Source organism: Lutimonas halocynthiae, assembly GCF_030409835.1.
GTDB classification, from domain to species: Bacteria; Bacteroidota; Bacteroidia; order Flavobacteriales; family Flavobacteriaceae; genus Lutimonas; species Lutimonas halocynthiae.
Map to the genome: position 1 here is coordinate 147,957 of NZ_JAUFQO010000003.1, position 15,152 is coordinate 163,108.

General features: G+C 34.8%; 15 protein-coding genes. 8 read left to right on the forward strand and 7 right to left on the reverse strand.

Annotation, left to right across the window (positions count from 1 at the left end; all coding sequences use genetic code 11):
- Positions 1-30: 30 nt before the first annotated feature.
- Positions 31-1,017, forward strand: a complete 987-nt coding sequence (locus tag QWY87_RS05165) for an NAD-dependent epimerase/dehydratase family protein (RefSeq protein ID WP_290289064.1) — start codon at positions 31-33, stop codon at positions 1,015-1,017.
- A 111-nt stretch (positions 1,018-1,128) separates the two neighbouring features.
- Complete coding sequence (locus QWY87_RS05170) at positions 1,129-3,450, forward strand: patatin-like phospholipase family protein (RefSeq protein ID WP_290289065.1); 2,322 nt, start codon at positions 1,129-1,131, stop codon at positions 3,448-3,450.
- 119 nt (positions 3,451-3,569) lie between these two features.
- Here the strand turns inward: QWY87_RS05170 and QWY87_RS05175 are convergent, their stop codons facing one another.
- Positions 3,570-4,088 (reverse strand): lipid-binding SYLF domain-containing protein, encoded by a 519-nt coding sequence (locus QWY87_RS05175; RefSeq protein WP_290289067.1) that lies wholly within the window; start codon positions 4,086-4,088, stop codon positions 3,570-3,572.
- 292 nt (positions 4,089-4,380) lie between these two features.
- Between QWY87_RS05175 and QWY87_RS05180 the strand changes: the two genes are divergently transcribed.
- Both QWY87_RS05180 and QWY87_RS05185 read left to right on the forward strand, forming a co-directional pair.
- Positions 4,381-5,778, forward strand: a complete 1,398-nt coding sequence (locus tag QWY87_RS05180) for a hypothetical protein (RefSeq protein ID WP_290289068.1) — start codon at positions 4,381-4,383, stop codon at positions 5,776-5,778.
- 113 nt (positions 5,779-5,891) lie between these two features.
- Positions 5,892-6,272, forward strand: a complete 381-nt coding sequence (locus QWY87_RS05185; RefSeq protein WP_290289071.1) for a hypothetical protein — start codon at positions 5,892-5,894, stop codon at positions 6,270-6,272.
- Positions 6,273-6,420: 148 nt separating this feature from the next.
- Here the strand turns inward: QWY87_RS05185 and QWY87_RS05190 are convergent, their stop codons facing one another.
- Both QWY87_RS05190 and QWY87_RS05195 read right to left on the reverse strand, forming a co-directional pair.
- A complete protein-coding gene (locus tag QWY87_RS05190; RefSeq protein ID WP_290289075.1) occupies positions 6,421-6,774 on the reverse strand; it encodes a hypothetical protein in 354 nt (117 codons plus the stop codon).
- Positions 6,775-6,787: 13 nt separating this feature from the next.
- The gene (locus tag QWY87_RS05195; RefSeq protein ID WP_290289079.1) at positions 6,788-7,207 is read right to left on the reverse strand and encodes a hypothetical protein; all 420 of its coding nucleotides are present in this window, start codon (positions 7,205-7,207) and stop codon (positions 6,788-6,790) included.
- A gap of 180 nt (positions 7,208-7,387) precedes the next feature.
- Here QWY87_RS05195 and QWY87_RS05200 point away from each other — a divergent pair, with 180 nt between their 5' ends.
- Positions 7,388-8,362 (forward strand): hypothetical protein, encoded by a 975-nt coding sequence (locus tag QWY87_RS05200; protein WP_290289082.1) that lies wholly within the window; start codon positions 7,388-7,390, stop codon positions 8,360-8,362.
- 267 nt (positions 8,363-8,629) lie between these two features.
- On the opposite strand, the gene QWY87_RS05205 is transcribed toward QWY87_RS05200, so the two are convergent.
- From QWY87_RS05205 to QWY87_RS05215, 3 genes are all read right to left on the reverse strand, one after another.
- Positions 8,630-8,758 carry a hypothetical protein gene (locus QWY87_RS05205; RefSeq protein WP_290289086.1) on the reverse strand — a complete coding sequence of 43 codons (129 nt, stop codon included), beginning with the start codon at positions 8,756-8,758 and terminating at the stop codon, positions 8,630-8,632.
- A 122-nt stretch (positions 8,759-8,880) separates the two neighbouring features.
- A complete protein-coding gene (locus QWY87_RS05210; protein ID WP_290289088.1) occupies positions 8,881-9,222 on the reverse strand; it encodes a hypothetical protein in 342 nt (113 codons plus the stop codon).
- A 169-nt stretch (positions 9,223-9,391) separates the two neighbouring features.
- Positions 9,392-10,123 (reverse strand): energy transducer TonB, encoded by a 732-nt coding sequence (locus tag QWY87_RS05215; protein ID WP_290289092.1) that lies wholly within the window; start codon positions 10,121-10,123, stop codon positions 9,392-9,394.
- A gap of 393 nt (positions 10,124-10,516) precedes the next feature.
- On the opposite strand from QWY87_RS05215, the gene QWY87_RS05220 reads away from it, so the two are divergent.
- The 3 genes from QWY87_RS05220 to QWY87_RS05230 are packed head-to-tail and all read left to right on the forward strand — an operon-like array spanning position 10,517 to position 14,162.
- Positions 10,517-11,767: an ABC transporter permease gene (locus QWY87_RS05220; protein WP_290289096.1), complete on the forward strand. Its 1,251-nt coding sequence runs from the start codon at positions 10,517-10,519 to the stop codon at positions 11,765-11,767.
- An 11-nt stretch (positions 11,768-11,778) separates the two neighbouring features.
- The gene (locus QWY87_RS05225; RefSeq protein WP_290289099.1) at positions 11,779-13,038 is read left to right on the forward strand and encodes an ABC transporter permease; all 1,260 of its coding nucleotides are present in this window, start codon (positions 11,779-11,781) and stop codon (positions 13,036-13,038) included.
- Between the two features lie 23 nt (positions 13,039-13,061).
- Entirely contained in the window at positions 13,062-14,162 is a 1,101-nt protein-coding gene (locus QWY87_RS05230) for an efflux RND transporter periplasmic adaptor subunit (protein ID WP_290289100.1), read from the forward strand.
- A gap of 73 nt (positions 14,163-14,235) precedes the next feature.
- Here the strand turns inward: QWY87_RS05230 and QWY87_RS05235 are convergent, their stop codons facing one another.
- Positions 14,236-15,003, reverse strand: a complete 768-nt coding sequence (locus tag QWY87_RS05235) for a hypothetical protein (RefSeq protein WP_290289102.1) — start codon at positions 15,001-15,003, stop codon at positions 14,236-14,238.
- Between the last annotated feature and the right edge of the window lie 149 nt (positions 15,004-15,152).

Below are 15,152 nucleotides of genomic sequence, written 5' to 3' on the forward strand. Positions count from 1 at the left end.
TGAAACTTAAACTATAATCTCACTCATTAAATGAAGGTTTTATTCATAGGAGGTACCGGAAATATTTCAATGTCAAGTACGAAGCTGGCACTTGAACGCGGAATTGATATTTTCTTATTAACAAGAGGGAAATCTCAGGCAATTCCGAAAGGGGTTAAAAGCCTCATATTAGATATCAATGATGAAGCAAAGGTGAAAGAATTAATCAAAGACCACCATTTCGATGCGGTTGTTAACTGGATTGCTTTTAGTCCAGAAGATATCAAAAGAGACTTTGCACTTTTTCGTGGTAAAACCAATCAATATATTTTTATTAGTTCAGCTTCTTGTTATCAGAAGCCCTTATCACATCCTATTATTACTGAATCTACTCCCTTGGCAAATCCGTTTTGGGATTATTCAAGACAAAAGATTGCTTGCGAAGATGCTTTAATGGGCTTGTACCGAAATGAAGGTTTTCCTATTACAATTGTGCGCCCTTCACTGACTTATGATACGGTTATTCCTGTTCCAATTGGAGGTTGGACTGAATACACTATTGTTGATCGAATTAAAAAAGGAAAGAAAATCATCATTCATGGTGATGGAACTTCTTTATGGACCATAACCCATGCTAAAGATTTTGCCGTTGGTTTTATGGGGCTAATAGGTCATCAACAAGCTATCGGGCAAAGTTTTCATATTACTTCAGATGAAATCCTTACCTGGAATCAAATCTATGAAGCAGTCGCTATGGCTGCAGGAAGAGATGCTGATATTGTTCATATTTCATCTGACTATCTTGGAACTTTCGATCAGCAATTAAAAGGAAGCTTGCTAGGTGATAAAGCGGTAAGTACTATATTTGATAATAGTAAAATACATCGGTTCGTTCCTGAATTTAATCCATGTATAAGATTTAAAGACGGGATTCTTAATACCATAAAATGGTTTGAAGAAACGCCAGAAAGAATGATTGTAAAAGACGAAACCAATGAATTTATGGATCGTATTATTAAAACCTACTTAAGACCTTAGAATCAGAATTTTATTAGTCAATATTTGGCTAATAAAGTTTCCAATAGAAATAAATAAATAATTAGGTCGAAAGTATTAGTTTTGAGCTATCATTTTTACCAAGCCATGCCCATGAAAAAGTTAGCGTTTATTATCCTTGTCTTAGCCTTCTCAATTTTTTCTCAAGAATTAATTGCGCAAGAAGAAAAACCAAAGGTTGCACTTGTATTGAGTGGAGGTGGCGCTAAAGGTATCGCTCATATACCATTGTTGCAGGCGCTTGACTCTTTAGGGATTGTTCCGGATATTATAATGGGAACCAGTATGGGAAGTATTGTCGGAGGATTTTATGCTGCTGGTTATTCTGGAGATAGTATAGCCGTTATGGCGAATAATGCCAATTGGACGGAGCTATTAGGTGGAGATGTCAATCTGGTAGATGTGAGCATGGAAGAGAAAAGTGAATTTAAAAGGCATTTAGTAGATTTTGATATTATAGAGGGTAAGCCAAAGGTGAGTGCAGGGTTCCTAAGGGATCAAAAATTACGTGAATTTATCTCCTCTTATACCTACCCCGTATTTAACATAGATGATTTTGATAAATTACCTATCCCATTTAGGGCAATGACGACGGATATTGTAAATGGAAAGGAAGTATTTCTTGACAGAGGTTCACTAGGCTTTGCTATGAGAGCGAGTATGTCTATACCAGGAGTCTTTCAAGCAGTTCCATATGAAAACACCTTATTGGTAGATGGGGGAGTGTTGAATAACTTTCCGGTTGACAGAGCTCGAGAGATGGGTTACGATATTGTTATTGGGAGTGATGTTGGTGGAGGAATGCAGACTAAGGATAAGCTAAGCTCAATTCCGGCATTACTTTTTCAAACAGGAATGTTGACCAGTAATCTTAAAAACCCAGCAAATAGGGATGCATGTGATATTTTAATTGACCACATGCCTTACCTGACTTATTCAACAGGTGATTTTGATAAGGCGGAGGAAATCTTTGAGGAAGGGAAAATTGCAACCGATGTGAATCTTCAGGCTCTGGCCGACCTTGCCTTTGTTTTAAAGAAATTTAAACAAAGAGAACATAGTATACCAAAAGTTGAAAATGAATTCTTAATTGACAAGGTTATCTATTCGGGAGTGAGTGAAGCTAATATGGATTTGGTTAAAGGAAGGGCGAAAATCAAAGAGGGTGAAAGATATTCAACCCAAGAATTAATTGACGGTGTTGACAGGGCTATGGGTACCAATTTGTTTAGCCAAATAACCTATGATGGTGGTCTGAATAATGGGATGCTAGAACTTCGCTTAAAAGGACATGAGCGTTCTCAAAGCGTAATAAAAGGCTCTCTTCATTATGATTCTTATAGAGGTGTCGGGCTTATGGTAAATTATACGGGTAGAAATATTATTGGTAAATCGTCACGATTTCTTGTGACTGCCGATATTGCGGAGCAACCCAGGTTTCGGGTACAATATCAAAAGCAATTTGGACCTGAGAAAACCTGGTGGTGGCGTTCAGAAGTTCTGGGAGAGTTTTTAGATCAAAAATTTTACCTATCAGGTGAAGTTGCAGATGATATGAATTCAGATTTCTTTCAGTTTGACAACCAGTTCAATAAAAATCTAAACTCATTGCATAGTTATGTCGGACTTGATTTAAGTTACGAATTCACTAAACTAAAACCTAAAATTGATCCGAGTATTAACAATAATATTCTCAATTTGAGGCATTATGAGTTCAAGAATTTTGAGGTTGGAATCCATTATCTTTATAATGTGATGGACAAGGTTTTTTATGCTACTTCTGGTACAATTGTAGGTGCTAAAGTTTCTCGTTCTATACATAATGAAGTGGATATTGAATATGCTGAGGGTGATGAGCGTTTTGTTAAAGGATCAACAAACGATTTCACAAAATTCAATTTTGATATTGAACACAGAAAAGCTTTTTCTAAAAAAGTATCTGGAATCGTTGGGGGTAATTTGGCTTTCATTGTTGAAGATCCAATGTCGTCTGGAGACCTGTCATTTAGTACCTATGGTTATTCAGCAAGGTATGCTTTAGGGGGTACTGTTGTATCACCTAGGAAAGGGACCTATCTATACCCAGGGATGCATGAAGACGAAATATTTGTGAGTCAAATGATGAAAATAAATCTAGGTGTCCAAATAAACCCTTTTTCAAAATTTTATTTTACGCCTCACCTTAACTTGGCAAGTGTTGGCTTTGGTGATTTTGATGACTATATTGAAGATGCTTTTTCTCCAGAGGGAAATTGGTCAGAGGCCTTTGAGACAAGCAGTATCGTCTCAGCTGGTGTTAATTTTGCTTTCCACTCTTTTTTAGGCCCGGTTAATTTTGACGTATCTTATATAAACGATGTTAATAAAGTGAGGGTTTTCTTTAGCGTAGGTTTATTGTTTAACAGATCAAATTAATACTTTCCCCGGACAATATTCTTGTTAATTATACCATGACCTGGTTTTGTAATTAATTGCATAAAAAAACCTGCCAATTTTCAAATTGGCAGGTTTTTAATATAATATAAAAGATTATTTTATCTCATTTCAGTTTTGAATTTCTGTCCTCCAACTGATGCTTCATACATCAATCCTCCTTTTGCATGAGTGAAAACAAGAATTCCGTCTCTGTAATCAACATCGAATGATGCCCCGGCAGTAACTGCTACAGCTGAGGTTTGTGCGGCGAATTCAAATTTATCACCAACGAAGCGGTTATAAGCTTCCGCATTTTTAAAAAAGATTACTTCAGAATAAGCTTGTCCACCAGCTTGGAAACCAATTGTTACTTGAGACATTTTACAATCTCCAACAATTGCTCCTCCTTTGTAAATAGTTCCATTACCGGCTGCACCTCCAACGCCTAGGCCACCTTTTCCAATAGAAGGAAAGACTGCATATGCGTAAGCAGAATTAAAGTAAGGAGAAATTTTGTCATTTGTGTGTTTGAATTCAGCAATTGCTTCTTTCGATTTCTCAGACACATCTTTTTGTGCGTAAGAATTAAATGAGAATGCAATTAAGAATAAAGTGATAATTGTAAGTTTAGATTTCATTGTTGAGTGTTTTAATGTTGATATATTTTTCTTTTTAAATTCCTTAATACTAAGGTCTAAGGATCCTCTAAAGGTAATGATTTTATTGAGTTCTTTAAAATAGAAAAAAATATTTTTGAATAATACTTAATTCCGTGAAAATGAACATGTTTTACTAGAGCAATTTATCGTCTTTTTTTTTAAAAAAGTATCAAAATAAAAATTGAATAATCATCTTATTCTAGGTCGTTTTAAGATTTTAATTCTTAATTTTATTTTAAATTGAATGACTTATTATTCATATTTTCCCATTATGAAGAAGATCATATTATTAATTATTTCTGTCACTTTCTTTAGCCCTTTTTGGCTTGTTGGGCAAGGCTACTACAACCAGGAAAACTTTGGGAATAGATCTATTTTATTAAGTGGAAATGTGACAGGAAGTGTTGATGACTTGGGCTTGACCTATTATAATCCTGCAAGACTTGCATTGATTGAAAACCCTGTTTTTACTATCAATGCCAAGGCATTCCAAGTCAAAACTGCCAATGTAGAGAATGTCTTTGGTAGGAATAATAAATTAAGCGACTCGAGATTCGAAGGAGTGCCCAGTCTAATAGCGGGAACTTTTAAAATTGAAAAATGGAAGAATCACCATTTTGCATATGCCTTTCTTTCTAAACAAAGAACCCGGTTGAATTTGAATTTCTCTAAAGAAATGGATGAAGATGACGTAGCTGATGGTCTGGGTGAAGTCAATCGATTTGTTGGCGATTTTAAACTTGATAATAAAGAAACGGATGAATGGTTTGGCATATCATGGGGAACAAAGCTCAGGGATAATTTAAGTATAGGCGTATCAACCTTCGTTTCGATATATAATTACACGGCCACATATGATCTTCGGTTTGCTACTGAAGGTGATGTTTTAGGAGTAGATCTATTTAATAATGAAATAAATTTTGGACAGTCATCCTATGGTGTTTTTTGGAAACTTGGTTTAGCATGGAAGTTGGAAAAAGTTGATTTGGGATTGAACGTGGATCTTCCATATTTGGAAGTTTTTAATGACGGTAGATTTAGGTATCAAAGATTTTTGTCTGGTCTTAATCCTGAAGATGAAGATTTTCAGTATTACGATTTTGAAAATTTGGAAACAAAGAGAAAAGAACCTATGGGAATTTCGATTGGTATGGGCGTGCCTATTAAAAAGCATAAATTACATTTTAAAGCTGACTGGCATGCTGGATTGTCGGAATATAGTAGGATTCTAATACCACCAGTAGAGGAAGGTGGAGAGGGTTTTGCATTTAAGGAAGAATTGAATTCAGTAATTAATTTTGGCCTAGGTGTTGAGATCTATTTGAATGAGGGCTTGAATTTATACGGTAGTATATCGACTGATTTTTCTCCAGTAGAATCAAGTGCCAATATTTTTGATCTTGTTGAAGGCGATGATAGAGATGCGAATTTTGACGCTGATTATATGCATTATGGTTTAGGAGTAGACATCAAATTGAAAAAAGTAAAACTTGTTGTAGGAACCACTTATTCTACTGGCAGTGGAGATTTTGGTGAACCAATTGAATTTCCTAACCCAGGTGTAGAAGTACCGATTAATGATGATCTTTCTCAGGTAACAGTGACACGTTGGCGCTTTATTTTAGGGCTTGAGATTCCAATTTTCGGTTATGATCTGGAAGTGAAATAAGAATTTCTGATTAATACATTGACCTTTGTATGGTTTATTTTCTATTCCCTATGAGGAATATCATAAGCAAGACCATTTAGTTGTACTAAATTTGAATTGAAAAATGGACCTATATGACTAAGAAATCATTGTTGTTTATTGGAATATTTCTACTGATTATTGGTATACTGATTAGGAAGTTAACTGATTTTGAAAGTATAGGCTTGGTATTGATTATAGGTGGAGTAGCTTGCAAGACCATTTATATTTTTGGAAAGATTAAAACCGGTGAATACAAACCAGGAAGGGAATTATACTTCTTGTTTATTGGGCTAATCCTTTTTTTAGGAGGAATTTACATGAGGAAACATGATCTTGACTTCTTCATTCCGGCTTTAGTGTTAATAATTGTTGGGTTGAGTTTGAAAATTATATTTATAATTTGGTTTATTAAGAAGCTTAAAGACGCGAGAATAAAGGATGTTGAAAATAATAATACAAATCTAAGTTCGTAAATAATAATTGAATGATAATAGAAAGGCCTTATAGTCTTGCGTCACCTATTCAAACATCGGTTGAATGCCCCTCAACATTTGCAAAGCACTATAAGACCTTAATATTTAATTTTTTTGTATTCAGTTTTCTGACTCCCGTCTGAAATTTTTAAGATCCTGCAATTTCAGTATCTGTCTCGTCAGGTTTAGAAGTTGAAGTGTCGCGGTCTATGAATGATACACCTGTATTCAAATATCTATGCGCTTTCCCAGTAACTTGCATTGAGAAATCGTCATTGATGTCTAAATAATGATTTGGTTCACTATCAGTCGTAAGACTTGTGCTATGATTACTGCAAGTTGTATTTAAGGAGATTTTATGAGAATCGGGATTGTCTTTTAGTAACTGCCCTTGAATTATACTAGATTTTTCTTCCAGGTTCTTTTGGTGCTCCATTTTTACTGCAAGACTGTAAAAAACACCTAGGGTTAAGCAAATAAGAATAAAGCTGTAGATTTTCATAATTGTATGGGTTTTATATATAATAGTCTTTTGTAAAAATGACTTTTAAATTCAACATTTTTTTTATAAACTCCTTGTTACCTTTTAAGAACCGATCATTTCTAAAATGTAGAAATTCACCTTGGCCATGAATGCTGAGTCCACTGGTCATGTAGGTATAGAGCTGATAATACGGAATAATCCAGGTAAAATTATCTAGTCTGCGAGTGATTCTAACTAGGATACCTTTAGGTCTGAGTTCAATGTTAGCATAATTAATGTCAGGTCCGTTAAGTAAAGCGCGTTCTAATTTAGGGCTGACTTTGTCAATAATCATTCTGCCAGAACCTATTCCTCTCATTTGTAACTGTTTCAAAAAACTAAATGGTCTGCCTACCAATTGAATAATCTGGGCATCATTATCTTTATTATTGTATGTAGTGTTTAGAACCATTTTTCTTTAAATACTTGGTAAAGATACACTTTGTTCAACTAATATCAAAATAAGTTAAACAAAAGTTTTGATAAATAAATCAGGCCCTTCGGTAAAAGAATCATGCCTTTTGTCCAAATACGTTTGTAGGTTTGGATGTTTTTTGATTAATTCATTCCGTAAATCTTAAACTTGATTGAAATGTTATTACTTTTTAAGCTCCGATTCAAAATTGAAAAAAGCATTATACCTTTTTTAGTGACTATAGTTTATATGGGCACATTTTTCGCTTGTAACAAGCAGGCCAAAGTAACTGAGAAAGTGGATGTAAACGTTCAAACAAAAACCATAATAAATATTGTCACTAACAACATGGATTTCCAGATTCAAGATAGCATAGAAGCTGGTTGGAATACTTTTAAGTATGATAATAGATCGGAAGAAACACATTTTTTCCTTATTGATAAATACCCTGAAGGGAAAACTATTGAGGATATGGAGAAGGAAGTTGGTCCTGTTTTTGAAAAAGGAATGGACCTGATCAATGAAGGTAAGCAACAGGAAGGATTTGATGCATTTAATGAATTGCCAAAATGGTTTTATGAAGTCGTTTTTGTTGGGGGTTCAGGTCTTTTATCTCCAAAACAAAGCAGTATTACAACACTTCAACTTGTACCGGGAAATTATATCATAGAATGTTATGTGAAAATGCCAAATGGCAAGTTTCATTCTAGTATGGGTATGGTCAAGTCACTTGTTGTCACAAAAAAGGTGAATAAGAACTCAGCTCCCATTGAAAGTGTAAAAATTAAACTATCTAGTTCAAACGGTATCATTTTACAAGACAGTATTAAATCAGGCAGGCAGGTTTTTATGATTGAATTTGAAGATCAAAAGGTGTATGAAAATTTTGTGGGACACGATATAAACTTGGTCATGATTTCAGATCATTCAGACTTGAACCAATTGGAGGCTTGGATGAATTGGGCAGATCCAAAAGGCTTGGTTACTCCTGCGCCTGAAGGATTTACTTTTTTGGGAGGGGTTAATGATTTACCTGCTGGATCAAAGGGGTATTTTGAAGTTGATCTTTTGCCAGGTAATTATGCCTTCATTTCAGAGGTGCCATCTGCCCGTGAGAAGAATCTATTAATGACTTTTACTATAGCAGAGTAAATCACCGTGATTTTATTTAGATTTCATGCTGAACCTGATAAATGTTATCAATTTTACCTTGATGCAATAGAAGCCTGGGATTTAAGATCAAGCGACATAAGGATACCTTAAAAATAAAGCTTAGATTAAAGATAAAACCTCATTAAACTGTTGCTTAATGAGGCTTGTCAAAATACTTTTACTCAAAATAAATTATATTGACTCGATTATAGCCCGGGAATTAGCCGTTCTGTTTTTAAGACTTTGAAAGTCTTTGATTTTAAAGGCCTAGTTGATAGATTTTTCTTTGCAAACACCACAATTTTTTAGGTATTCTTCTTGGGTATTACTCAATTTATCTATTTTTTTCAATTCAGCAAACCTGACCTGTTCTATAAGTTCTATTATTTTTTGCATAATGCTTAGTTTTGTTTTTACTATGTAAAAGTAGTAATGAACTAAGATTTAGAATACGACAGATAATGTCGTTATGTGTTAAACAATTGTTAAGGTTAAAAGGATAGGAAATAAATTCTTTTTCAATAAAATTTATTAAGGTCATCTATTAGTTCTGCCTCTTCAAGAAGTTTGGTTCTCTTCTTGTTCAAAATGACTTTTTCTGCTTCTAAAGATGATTTCAAAATGTCGTCTGTTTCTGTTTGAATTCTCTCATCCAATTGAGAAAGATCATTATCCAATTTTCTTAAGGCAATCTGATAATCTTCTGTATATAAAGTGTAGTTATGATCATCAAAAACTTCAGTTTGATTGTATACTGCAATATGGCTTTCACTAAGGTCAGGGAATGGGATGATTTCCTGGCTGTAGGAAGAAGACGCAGCTCCAATACTAAAGATGAATAAAATAAATAGTCTCTTCATTTGTTCTAATAAAGTGCAAATTTAAGGCATTTATTTGAATTGTGTACGACAGGCAATGTCTAGAATTCATATAATAAACCGGTTTTGAATAGAGAAAAAAAAGAGGCTACCCTTAGGTAGCCTCTCAATTGCTAAACTTAAAATTTAGCGCTCTTAACATTAAATGGAATTAGATTTGCACATGAAGTGTAATTGGTAATGTATATGATACTCCCACAGGCATTCCTCTTTGTTTTCCTGGGGTTAGATTAGGAAGCATATTAACAACACGTAAAGCTTCTTTTTCTAATCTTGCATGGGGGCCTCTGGCTCTTGCATCTGAGATTTTTCCTGTTTTATCAATCTTAAAAATGACATAGACTTTCTTTTTTCCAGGAGATAGTCCTAAATCTTGTGATAAGCCTGTGTTATAATTTTTGCTAACGTGTTGTGTTATTTTCTCTTGTAAACACTTTTTTTTCTGTTCTTTAGTTCCTTTGCAACCTGGATAAACTGGTGGATCTTCAATAATAGAGAACGGAATATCTTGTTCTATTTGTTCTTCCTCAACTACCTCATCGATGTCATCCATTTGAACTACTTCAACGTACTCAGATTCATCAGTTTCAGTAGATTCTAAAATTGTTTCCTCAATTTCTTGCTCATCTGCTACGATTTCAATTACCTCGGGAGCAGGAGGTGGAGGTGGTGGTGGTTTTACTTCAAGAATCCTTTCAGTTATTGGGATTTCGAATATTTCCTCTTCCTGGATATTCATTGCGCTTAATTCGCTGACAGTTCGATCAAAAGTTTTCCATTCTATAGCGATGTAGATGATAACTAATGACAATAATAAGCCTAGCTGAAAAAATATTTTGCTGTAGGCTCCAATTTGGGCTTTTTGTGATTTTTTAGCTAACATGACGGTTAAATTTAATGTTAGGATAAAATTAGTATCAATTGAAGTGTCAAATCATGATAATTGTCACTTTAATAATTTTTCCGTGTATTTATTGTAATATTCATATTCAATATCGTTTTCGTAATAAAAGAATCATTTATATGATAATTAGGGAGGTAATTTTCGGAATATTATAACTTTTGATAACACCTTATTATTGACTAAGAACTGATTGCTTTTATGCTCCGGATAAAGAAGGCTGATCTGCTGTTTTAAAAAGATATTTTTAACAGTTTCAGGCAATATTCATGAGAAGATAATTGCAGAATTAACAAAATAAACTGTAACAAATGAATTGGTTTTGTCGTCTATAATTGAAAGAGCCTCTTTAACTCCAAAAGATTAATTTGACCCATGTTTGATATAGATCGCTGGCAAGAAATTTTTGATACCATTGCTAAGAATAAGCTTCGAACTTTTCTTACTGGTCTGTCTGTGGCTTCAGGTATTTTTATACTTGTCATTCTTTTAGGTTTTGGTAGGGGGATGGAAAATGGAATAAGAAAAGAATTTGAAGGAGATGCTACGAATCTCTTATATATATGGACGCAAACCACTACTAAAGAATATAAAGGCTTAAATCCTGGCAGGAGAATACATTTGAATAATGAAAACTACGAGCATATTATTGCTGCCAATGGAGATAAAATTGAATACAGATCAGGTGTATTTCGCGTTCCATTTGGTACTACAGTAAATTATAAAAATGAATCAGTAAGTTATGGTGTGTGGGGTGTTCATCCCGATTACCAGCAAATTGAGAATGAAAGTATGGTTTCTGGCAGGTTTATAGATCAGATGGACCTTGATCAAAACACGAAGGTTGTTGTGATTAGTAACAAGATTAAGCGTGAGCTATTAAATAAAGTTGAAGATCCATTGACAGAATACCTGCAAATTTCTGGGATTAATTTTAAAATTATTGGTGTTTACAGTGATGCCGCAGGAGAGAGAGAAGAAGACAGGGTCTTTGTTCCTTTTACTACAGCTCAGGGTGTTTTTAATGGTGCAGACCGCATCAATAATCTTGCTTTCACGATGAAACCTGAGAAGGATTTTGAAACAGCTGTGAAAGAATCTTTGCGCTTTGCTGAAGAAATAAAGCAATATTTAAAAGAGACGCATAAAATATCTCCTGATGATGATGCTGCAGTTCACGTAAACAATGTAATTGAAGACACAAAGCGGTTTTATACCTTGACAAGTAGTATAGCATTCTTTTTCTGGTTTGTGGGTATTTGTACAATTATAGCAGGTGTTGTTGGTGTTAGTAATATAATGATGATCATTGTGAAAGATAGAACCAGAGAAATTGGTATAAGAAAAGCACTGGGAGCTAAACCTTGGTCAATTATCGGTATGATTTTGCAGGAATCTATTTTTGTAACGGCAGTTTCAGGATTTGCCGGTTTAATATTTAGTATGGGACTACTTGAAATTGTAGGTCCAAACATTGAAGTGGATTATGTGTTGAATCCGTCAGTGGATTTTTCTATTGCGATGACCATGGTTGTTGTATTGATTGTTGCGGGCGCTTTGGCTGGGTTTATTCCTGCTTGGAGAGCCGCTAATATACAGCCGATAGAGGCATTAAGAGATGAATAAAGACAAGCGTTATGTTTAATAGAGATAAATGGAATGAAATTCTTGAAGTACTGACCACCAACTGGTGGAGGACGCTATTGACTGCGTTTGGGGTTTTCTGGGGGATTTTCATTTTGATTCTTTTACTAGCTGCCGGGAAAGGTCTTGAAAACGGGATTAGGCAAGACTTTGGGGATATAGCGACTAATACTATGTTTATGTGGACCCAACCTGTAAGTAAATCATATCAGGGTATGCCTAAAGGGAGAAATTTCAGTTACGATCTTGATGATGTTCGCGATATTAGAAACAATGTAGATAATCTGCGATTTGTTTCTCCACGAAACCAGCTTGGCGGTTTTAGAGGAGGAGGTAACGTGATTAGAGGCTTGAATTCTGGAGCTTTCGATATTTATGGAGATTATCCGGAAATTATCAAACAAGAACCAATGAATATCGTTGAAGGACGATTTATTAATTATAATGACATAGACGATAAAAGAAAAGTAGCCATTATTGGTCGAGGGGTGGAAACTAGTTTATATGAAGACGGCGAAGAAGTATTGGGTAGTTATATCAAGATCAATGGCGTAAATTTTATGGTTATTGGAGTGTACACCAAGAAAAGTGGAGGAGGAGATAGCGAGCGACAACAGAAACAAATTTTTGTTCCCTTTACAGCCTTTTCACAGGCTTTTAATCGTGGAGATAAAGTTGGTTGGATGGCCATAACAGCAATGGATGGCACACCCATAACTGATATAAAACAAAGTATTTTTGACATCGTTAAAAATAATCATAAGATTCATCCGGAAGACGAGAGAGCAGTTGGTCATTTTGATCTTTTTGCGCAGTTCAATAGAGTGGAAAGCCTGTTTATGGCTTTGAAAGTTATCGCATATTTTGTTGGAATACTTGTTTTGCTTTCCGGAGTAATTGGTGTAAGTAATATTATGCTGATTGTGGTCAAGGAACGAACAAATGAAATCGGAATAAGAAGGGCCTTAGGTGCTTCGCCAGGAAAAATAAGGAATCAGATTTTGACGGAATCTGTTTTTCTTACGATCATTTCGGGTATGGCTGGAATCGTTTTTGGAGCCACCCTCATCTTTGGGTTGAATTATGCTTTAGATATGATGGATCCAATTGATATGTTCGCCAATCCAAGTGTGAATTTAGGGGTAGTGACTATTGCATTAACTATTTTGATCATTTCTGGATTATTTGCTGGATTGATCCCAGCACAAACAGCTATTAAATTAAGGCCTATTGAGGCTCTTAGAACTGAATAAAACAACATTGAAATAATAAAAACATGAAGAAGTCAGTAACCATTTTTATCTTAGTATTTATCCTATTTACTTTTGGAGGTGCTATGTATTATTTGTATTCCAAAAATCAAGAAGACCCGGTGGTTTACAATACTGAAAAACCAACGAATCAAACTATTGTAAAGAAAACTGTTGCTACGGGAAGTATTTTACCGCTTGAGGAAGTGATCATCAAGCCCAATATTTCAGGAATTATTGAAGAAATATATGTAGAAGGGGGAGATTTGGTAAAAGCAAATGATTTGATCGCCAAAATAAAGGTTGTACCTAATCTGGCCGCTTTAAATCAGGCACAGAATTCAATAGAAACGGCACAAATCGCCCTGAATGATGAGAAAAGACGGTATGAAAGACAAGTTGGGTTGTTTGACAAAGGTGTGATTTCTAAGGAGGAAATGGAAAGAGCAGAAGTGAGTTATAAACAATCTCAACAGTCATATTCTGCTGCAATGAAGAATTATGATATTGTTAAAACCGGATCTACTAAAGGTTTGGGTAATTCGGCTAATACACTTATAAGATCTACAGTTTCCGGAATGGTCTTGGAAATGCCTGTTGAGGTTGGAAACCAGGTTATTTTGAGTAATAATTTTAATGAAGGTACAACAATTGCCACGCTGGCGGATGTTAACAGGATGATATTTGAAGGAAAAGTTGACGAATCTGAAGTAGGAAAAATTAAAGAAGGATACCCTTTAGAAATAACGGTAGGGGCGATAGAGAATAACACCTTTGATGCCGTACTTGATTATATAGCTCCAAAAGGAAAGCTTGAGAATGGTGCGATTCAGTTTGAAATAAAAGGGACGCTTCACAAATCGGATACTACATTTATAAGAGCGGGATTAAGTGCCAATGCTTCAATAATATTGGCAAGAGCTGACAGTGTTTTATCAATTAAGGAAGCTTTGGTTCAATTTGATGAAGAATCGAAAAAACCTTTTGTTGAGGTGAAAACAGGTGAAAAGGAATTTGAAAGAAGAGATATTACTCTTGGGATAAGTGATGGATTGAATGTTGAAGTAAAAGAAGGTCTTACAGAGGAAGATGAGATTAAAGTTTGGAATAAGATCAAAGATTTATAAAATCGGGTTATAAATAATAAAGCTGGAACCTTGAGGGTAAGTTCCAGCTTTATAGCGCTATTTTAATTGGTTGTTAGTTTCCGCTCATAAAAGCGTTATATTCTTGAATTTCGTCCCAGCTGTTCGAAAATGTTTCAGACATCCCTTTATCAAAGGCATACCAAGAATCTTCTCCGTTTACTTTTAGGAAATGTTCCTTGAAGTTGTCTTTTTTATCATATTCTGCCCAGTTTTTCATAAATCCAACAGTGGCCATATGTCTGCCTACTTTATATCCCTGTCTGAATTCATTGTAATAAAGGCCCCATGGATTATCACCATCCATGTCTTTGACTGCATTACTAATTTGTTTAAACAGGTGATCAATTTGATAACCTTGCCCTTTATGTACTTCAAAAACTCTGATATGGAGAATCTGATATGGTGGCGTTTCAGGCGTTATCATGCTTACGTTGGATACTTTTTCATCTTGTTTCCAGTATTCGCCCATGCTAATTTTTTTGATATTTGGCATTACATTATCTCGCCAGTCTTCGTCATGTCCGCCGTCAGAAGGTCTGTTATCAAAATGTGAATAGTTCAAAGGACCCATTCGCCAAACCAGCTTTCCGGTATTTGGTCCTGAGACTACATTATACACATTTGCTGTATACGGCCCTTCATTGTGATACTTTTTATTGTGTTTAGACATGGCTTCGCCCAAAGCCTTTAATTTGGTGTTGTCAGGAGTTAGATAAAAACTCTCCCACATGGCATAACTTTCTTCTTGAGCCTGAATCGCGGCAACTGGACCTAATAAGAATAGGGTCATCAAGAAAAACATAAGTACTTTTTTGTTCATGATAATTTGGTTTTAGTTAAATTGAAAATACAATAGGAAGTAATAGATAAAAGGTTTGGATAGTTGTTACCGATTAATTCCAGTAATTTCTTGCTAAATAAAAGAAGATATAGGTATTTTGAAAATGATTTGGGACGAAACGACCAAAA

Coding starts and splice junctions, on each gene's coding strand:
- QWY87_RS05165 (WP_290289064.1), top strand. CDS start 31: ATGAAGGTTTTATTCATAGGAGGTACCGGAAATATTTCAATGTCAAGT.
- QWY87_RS05170 (WP_290289065.1), top strand. CDS start 1,129: ATGAAAAAGTTAGCGTTTATTATCCTTGTCTTAGCCTTCTCAATTTTT.
- QWY87_RS05175 (WP_290289067.1), bottom strand. CDS start 4,088: ATGAAATCTAAACTTACAATTATCACTTTATTCTTAATTGCATTCTCA.
- QWY87_RS05180 (WP_290289068.1), top strand. CDS start 4,381: ATGAAGAAGATCATATTATTAATTATTTCTGTCACTTTCTTTAGCCCT.
- QWY87_RS05185 (WP_290289071.1), top strand. CDS start 5,892: ATGACTAAGAAATCATTGTTGTTTATTGGAATATTTCTACTGATTATT.
- QWY87_RS05190 (WP_290289075.1), bottom strand. CDS start 6,774: ATGAAAATCTACAGCTTTATTCTTATTTGCTTAACCCTAGGTGTTTTT.
- QWY87_RS05195 (WP_290289079.1), bottom strand. CDS start 7,207: ATGGTTCTAAACACTACATACAATAATAAAGATAATGATGCCCAGATT.
- QWY87_RS05200 (WP_290289082.1), top strand. CDS start 7,388: ATGTTATTACTTTTTAAGCTCCGATTCAAAATTGAAAAAAGCATTATA.
- QWY87_RS05205 (WP_290289086.1), bottom strand. CDS start 8,758: ATGCAAAAAATAATAGAACTTATAGAACAGGTCAGGTTTGCTGAATTG.
- QWY87_RS05210 (WP_290289088.1), bottom strand. CDS start 9,222: ATGAAGAGACTATTTATTTTATTCATCTTTAGTATTGGAGCTGCGTCT.
- QWY87_RS05215 (WP_290289092.1), bottom strand. CDS start 10,123: ATGTTAGCTAAAAAATCACAAAAAGCCCAAATTGGAGCCTACAGCAAA.
- QWY87_RS05220 (WP_290289096.1), top strand. CDS start 10,517: ATGTTTGATATAGATCGCTGGCAAGAAATTTTTGATACCATTGCTAAG.
- QWY87_RS05225 (WP_290289099.1), top strand. CDS start 11,779: ATGTTTAATAGAGATAAATGGAATGAAATTCTTGAAGTACTGACCACC.
- QWY87_RS05230 (WP_290289100.1), top strand. CDS start 13,062: ATGAAGAAGTCAGTAACCATTTTTATCTTAGTATTTATCCTATTTACT.
- QWY87_RS05235 (WP_290289102.1), bottom strand. CDS start 15,003: ATGAACAAAAAAGTACTTATGTTTTTCTTGATGACCCTATTCTTATTA.